We start from the raw sequence: 6,415 nt of genomic DNA, 5'->3' as shown, positions 1-6,415 counted from the left end.
TGGCTCCTATAATTCCAACTGATATCATCAAGGCATTAGAGTTTGCGATCATTGGAACAAAGGAATGATACAGAATAGCAGATGGATCTGGCTTTGTAATAAATACCTCATACAAATACCCGAAACTGATTATTGATATTAAAAGTATGAAGACTTGCTCAAGAATTCTGAATCTACGAGTCGTCAGTGCAAGTATTAGAATTACATCCAACGCACCAAAGACAGCCGCATAGAGCATTGGAATCCCGAATAGAAGGTTAAGTGCAATAACGGTTCCAAGATACTCCGCCAAGTCAGTAGCAGCTGAGGCTGCTTCAGCAGCTAACCAATAAGGCATGATGAATATTTTCTTTTTTAGTTTTTCGCGAATTATCTCTGGTAATGATTTTCCAGTTGCTATTCCAATTTTTCCAGACAAATATTGAAGCATCATAGCCATACCACTGGATAGCCAAACCACCCAAAGTAGGCTATAATTTTGAGATGCTCCACCCGCAATGTCGGTACCATAGTTCCCAGGGTCCATATAGGCTACGCTAACCAATAGTGCAGGCCCAGTGTAAAGGAATAATCTGAGAAGAGATTCCTTCTTGGCTAGAAAATACTTCTCTGAAAGCATTAGTAGTATACATATATAATAAAACTAACCTAGGATATAAAAGTTAGCCCATGTTAACATCATTAACTATATGAATAAAATAGACATCTATAATGAATTGAAGTAATTAGGAGATACCTAATAGGTATCCATTTTTAAATTGACTTTCTGTTATAATTAGACGTCTACATCAAATAACATATGCTTTCTAATTGAATTTTGATCAGTAGGTCGTATGTATTATGTATGAAAAGCTATTTTTAGGCGAATTTTGTTATTCCACTTGACTCTCTCAATAAAGGAAGCATCAGAATTCTACAAAAGCGAATTGGATCCAAAGATGAAGGAATTAATGTTAGTTCTGAGTCTAACAAAGAACCATAGCAGAAAAAAATAAAAAATATTCTGAACTCAAACGATCAGATATCAAGGGTGTATTACTTCATGAATCGCTATTCCTATTTGGATTGGTGTGACCCAGCGTACAGATGACATGCTGTTCCCCTTTGCATACATAAGATTTTATTTGGAAGATTATTTGTAAGTGATTAAATAGCTGCAGACTTTATAGCGAATTTGATCTTGATATTCTGGTCTAATATCTGTACCGATAATTGACAAAATCTGTGATAAAAACAGAAATACAATGAACCTTTTGTTTGTATGCGCATTTATACTAATTGGCATAATTACTTCAGTCTGGTAGATTTATGAAAGACCTCAAAGGGATGCTGAGAGAAAGCTATTGTCATTCCATATATCGCTAGGACTAAAGACTCTTAATGAACTTCAGGCATTTGAAGAAAATTACTTGGTTATGCTAGTAAAAACGTGTAAGCAAGTCCGTAAAATCTAGTGGTGCTATTCGATTGAGAAAAACTTCTCAACCGTTTCCTTGCGATATCACGTTTCCTTGCGATATCAGAATTTGGCTCAGCCTCTACACTAACATAGTTAGCTTCATATCTAGCTGTGATAGCTTTCAAAGTACTAAAATATAGACTAAATTTCTTTCCATCTGGAGTGATTGTGATTTTATCAACTATGATTAGGCCTTCTTTAAGAAGCCACTTTGTTTTTCTAAAAGCGGTTGTATGCGAAATATTAGTTTCTTTTAAAATTTCGCTGACGGACTTTGACTGATTCATTACTGAAGCTAGAATCTTCATCATTTCATTATCAGCTAGCGCTGTAAGCACTGCTCTCTTTACCCTTTGGCTTCTAACAATTTGGCCTGCATTTGCCAGTTGCTGAAGAGTCATTGCCAAAGTATGCTATTTGTAATTATTTATTTTGGATGTCCACATAAAACAACAGATCTTATATTTTGTAGTACAATGTATAACATTGTGTATAGAGAGTGGGCATACAGAATAATATCATATTCCATTATATCTTCTAATAGATGGCTAGATTAGTAAGGAAAGAAGATAAAATTCCTTTTGAGATTAAGACTAGAGAAGAAAGCATATGGGTGTGTATGTGTGGTTTGAGTAATAATCAACCATATTGTGATGGTTCACACAAAATAGTAGCAGACGAAGATAACAGGACATACACGTATGACAAAGAACTAAAAAGAACCGAAGTTCGTGACTGGGAAATATCTGGTTAAGCAGGTGAGACCGTGTATTATGATTATTAATACTGCGAATTCCGCTGATAGAGCTGAAAAGATGAAATTAACATATCAAGGTACGATTAATGAAAAAACTACATAACTTTTACTTAATCCATTTTAGGGAGTTTATTTACGAATATTCTTAAATAAGCCAAAAGAAAAAGATTCTTTTAGCCAATAGGGCCATATTTCATCAAATTTATGATGAATGGTGATCATATACTTCTTTCTTGTTCTATTTATTATACTTGAACATTCCACGGTGTCTAGATAAAAATGACAAGTGCAATAGACATGCTCCAATATCTAATTTCTTATAGCGAACCACATCTATAAGGCGTGATGATAGATTAGGGAGAATCTATAAGAGTATAGCCGCAGAAAGCAAGAGTGATAGCTGCCAAAGAAATGCTTGTAATAATATGATACATGATAATAAAATAAACCTTATAGGACGCTGAAAAGGGAGGTGGCTGGAAGTATGGAAGAAAGTATACGAAGATGGAAAGATAATCGAACATGGTCTGAAATAGAAACCGTTCAATATACTAAGGAGCTAATAGTAAGCAAAGATTTCTTACGGGGTATAGTCAGTAAAATTAATTCGATTCTTCCAGTGCGTAGAAATTCCGCTTGAGTTAGTAGGCTTATTACGCAATTTTTAACCAAACTCTTTCAAAATCTACTATTCGATCGCTTATATAACACTGGTTCGTTTAGATGAACTTAGAAAAATGCCGGCAGTAGACCATCATCCTGGTGATTATGACCATCAATCCAATGTCACTGATGAGGAAGTACGGTTTATAAGATCACAGGATTGCTGTGTATGTTTTGTTGACATAGTCGACTCAACAAGAATTACTTCTACTATCAACAGTCCAGAGAAGGTCAGAAAGTACTATGGCATTTTTTTAAATACAATGGCTGCAATAGCAAGAAATTTTGGGGCAAAGATTATAAAAAATGTAGGTGATTGTTTGATCTTTTATTTTCCTTATAGTTCCTCTGAAAAATCCATCGGTGACGTAATGGAGTGTTGTATAACAATGATAGAAGCGCATGATCCTATTAATGATAAATTACGCGAAGAGGATTTGCCACTTCTCAGCTATAGGATTAGCGCTGATTATGGAAATGTAGAAGTAGCAAGGTCTAACTCATCCCTAAGCGATGATTTATTCGGGCAAACTATGAATACATGTGCGAAGATAAATTCACTGGCACCTCCGAATGGTCTAGTAATTGGTAATGGTCTATACGATTTAGTACAGTCTGCCCCCTTGTTTTCTTCGCTCAGGACCTATTATCATTTTGAGGCGATTGGGAGATCAGAGGAGTACCCCGTGTTCTCGTTACGCCGTAATGACCTATCTTCAAAACGACCCAATGAAAAGTCGAATCGAAACCGAACTCGTTCTATTCTGTTAGTAGACGATGAAGAAGACGTTCTCTATACGTTTAAAACAGGATTAGTCTCCCAAGGATTCAATGTAGAAGCATTTGCGGATTCTCTTGAAGCCTTAGCACACTTTGCCACTGTTGATCCATCTCAATATGATTTAGCTATACTAGATATAAGAATGCCTGGACTGAACGGACTACAACTATATTATAGATTGAAAGCAATTAATAGAAATATAAAAATCCTTTTTGTATCTGCATTAGATGCCGTTCCAGAGCTTCTGAGCATATTACCCGATGTGAAGAAGACTGAACATATAATAAAAAAGCCATCCACAATAGAGAATTTTATAAATGTAGTAAATGCTGCGCTTGTATAGAAGCCACCTCAAGGACGACTCTTATACTCAGCTGTTATCTATCCGCTTATCACCATTCGACCATTAATATGACCTTTTCCTCTTGCAAATTTAGTTCTTTGCATTCAATTGAGCAAACCAATTAACTTCATAATACAGATTGAGAATTAGGATACGCATGCATAGACGTATTCAAAATAAAATATAATTCTTCTGGATCCACTTGTTTCGTCTATATGATATTTCATATTTATGCCAAAATCTAAAACTAAATGTGCTTCACTCATGGCCGGATTCAGACTAAATTTATCACTTGATTTCTTAGACATTGCATGTGCTTGTTTACTAGCAATCCAATTTGCAATATCCATTATCAGCAAAAGTCTATCTATAGTTTCGGTGTAGTATCTCCTGCACCGGTATCATTGAGAGCAAAAATGTTTTTCGCTTGACAATCTAAAAACTTGATTCTTCACTCCTCAAGTGATAAGAAGTTAGAATTTGGCCAAACCCAATCTATTGAATATTGACTTTGGGATTCTGGGGCTAGACCACACAGATTTACTATTGCCATACTACATCACGAGTTACAAAAAGCCTCTTGTTTGTTCAGGTTTGAGTTGTTCAAACTTATCGATGTCTAGTAGATGGAGCCCAGTATACGATCAATATCATCTTCGTGGATTCCTAGAAAATCAAATACAGGACTTATCGGCTTTCTGGTTATGTTATCGCGTTGTTTTTGATTTGAATATGCTTCTAATCGAGTCTCTGAGATTCTAGTTAACAATATTTGAGCGAAATAATTCCACTCTTGCAAGGCTTGATCATTCTCTAGAGAAGACAACACATAGACAAGTGTTGCAAATGAGGCAATCGTGAGCACTCTGTATTTCTGTAATTGTTTTTTGTAAGGGTTACTATCTGACATATTTCGAATTTCAGAGCAAATGATAAATTGATATTCATCAAGGTTCTTAGTTATTGTTACCATTCTACTAATGCTATTCATCTTGCTTCTCTGGAAATTGATGTCAATAGCTATTCCTTCGAAAATCCCTGGTAGTCTATCTATGACGAGGTAACGTGCTGTTATACCGTCCTTTGACAGTAGTTTGTGACATTTTCTATCATTCGTGATTAACTTATTAATGATTATTGAGCAATCACCCACAGGGAGTTTACGGCGTTTTGGCGCACCAGAACCTTCCATTGCAGCCCTATTACTATAAGAGTTAGATAAGGATTACCGTAGAGAACACAACCTATTAGATAGTCTAGAACTCAACAAAAATCAACTAATTATCGGATAGCCTCATAGTAGCTGCTGAAGGCATCGTTAAAAACAAATAATCATAAATATATCGCAATAAATGAATAAACAATCTTTGTTATACTCAAAATACATGGTGGAGAGGAAAAGGTAAAGCGTGAACGATTATTACTCTTCTAAAGTCCTTTGCAGTTGGTTGGATGTGGAAGACATGGTAAAAGTTCTTGCGGCCAAAATCCAAAAGTCAAATAAAAGTTATGACATCGTACTAGGTATCACAAATGGAGGTATTGTTCCAGCTGCATTGATAGCACGAGAGCTGGGTATTAACCACCTTCAATTTATACCAATTAGAAACAAGATACTGCACAAGTATGAAATGCCTCGCCTATACAAAGAAAAGAAATATCTTGTGATTGATGAAATTTACGACACCGGTAATACTTTTAGTAAAGTCTCTCATGCATTCAAGATGTTGGATTGTGATTTTGCATTCCTTGTTAGCCGATACTCTAAAAGCACTTCTATTTTTGTTGGTAAAATATTGAACCATCGTAAATATGTTATATTCCCATGGGAAAGAAAGAAATCACTCTGACAGCTCCCCCGGACATAAAAACTACACTATTTGCGAGATATATTTTTGCCTAATGTTGGAACCTTTAGAAAGTCTGAAAGTGATAAAAATTTTAAGATTTCTCGGTAGACACAAAGCAGTCAGGGGGTGGATGGAACATTATAATGCTATATGGATTTTTAATCTTTTGGAGCTACCGACGGAACATCTTATAATGTCTAGTTTCTCAGGGCGCTAAGAGAATAGGGCTGTCCACTCTCACCTCGCAAAACATAGCCACTTATGAAGCCAAACTCAAAGTCAAGTTGCGTACCTTATAGGAGCCTAAAATATTCAACCCTAGTACATAAGGCTGAGCTTTGTGTTTCTTCAGACGTCACTTTATGCATTGTAGTTGAAACCTAATGCAGATTAGCCCAACAGTACTTAAATTGTGTTTCAGAACTTTGATTAAATATTGAACTATACTAGCTAGCATAGTTACGTGTTGTACTTACCGACATAGGTGACAATATAGCTTACCGACATGGGTTACACTTCTGCTGGGAAGTGTATCTCATATAGAACTAGAAAGAAAATTTAA

The 6,415-nt window shown here is 35.7% G+C and carries 7 protein-coding genes; 4 read left to right on the top strand and 3 right to left on the bottom strand.

Annotated features, from left to right (window positions below; genetic code table 11):
* Both DYY65_RS08330 and DYY65_RS08325 read right to left on the bottom strand, forming a co-directional pair.
* The coding region (locus DYY65_RS08330) for an Nramp family divalent metal transporter (protein ID WP_201449416.1) at nt 1-619 on the bottom strand (619 nt) is incomplete at its 3' end.
* A gap of 794 nt (nt 620-1,413) precedes the next feature.
* Nucleotides 1,414-1,860 carry a winged helix-turn-helix domain-containing protein gene (locus DYY65_RS08325; RefSeq protein ID WP_162477506.1) on the bottom strand — a complete coding sequence of 149 codons (447 nt, stop codon included), beginning with the start codon at nt 1,858-1,860 and terminating at the stop codon, nt 1,414-1,416.
* Nucleotides 1,861-2,003: 143 nt separating this feature from the next.
* Between DYY65_RS08325 and DYY65_RS08320 the strand changes: the two genes are divergently transcribed.
* The 3 genes from DYY65_RS08320 to DYY65_RS08310 all read left to right on the top strand — a co-directional run bounded on the left by DYY65_RS08320 (nt 2,004) and on the right by DYY65_RS08310 (nt 4,003).
* Nucleotides 2,004-2,213, top strand: coding sequence for a CDGSH iron-sulfur domain-containing protein (locus tag DYY65_RS08320; RefSeq protein WP_162477505.1), 210 nt, complete (start codon nt 2,004-2,006; stop codon nt 2,211-2,213).
* A gap of 487 nt (nt 2,214-2,700) precedes the next feature.
* On the top strand, nt 2,701-2,856 hold the full coding sequence (locus tag DYY65_RS08315) for a hypothetical protein (RefSeq protein WP_162477504.1): 156 nt from the start codon (nt 2,701-2,703) through the stop codon (nt 2,854-2,856).
* A 97-nt stretch (nt 2,857-2,953) separates the two neighbouring features.
* Nucleotides 2,954-4,003, top strand: coding sequence for a response regulator (locus DYY65_RS08310; protein WP_162477503.1), 1,050 nt, complete (start codon nt 2,954-2,956; stop codon nt 4,001-4,003).
* Between the two features lie 619 nt (nt 4,004-4,622).
* Here the strand turns inward: DYY65_RS08310 and DYY65_RS08305 are convergent.
* Nucleotides 4,623-5,195 (bottom strand): hypothetical protein, encoded by a 573-nt coding sequence (locus DYY65_RS08305; RefSeq protein ID WP_162477502.1) that lies wholly within the window; start codon nt 5,193-5,195, stop codon nt 4,623-4,625.
* 217 nt (nt 5,196-5,412) lie between these two features.
* On the opposite strand from DYY65_RS08305, the gene DYY65_RS08300 reads away from it, so the two are divergent.
* Nucleotides 5,413-5,853, top strand: a complete 441-nt coding sequence (locus DYY65_RS08300; RefSeq protein WP_162477501.1) for a phosphoribosyltransferase — start codon at nt 5,413-5,415, stop codon at nt 5,851-5,853.
* Nucleotides 5,854-6,415 lie beyond the last annotated feature (562 nt).

Origin of the sequence: Nitrososphaera sp. AFS, assembly GCF_009898475.1 — an archaeon.
Lineage (GTDB): Archaea > Thermoproteota > Nitrososphaeria > Nitrososphaerales > Nitrososphaeraceae > Nitrosopolaris.
Note: the sequence above shows the minus strand (reverse complement) of the source record. Positions and strands in the feature narration are given on the sequence as shown.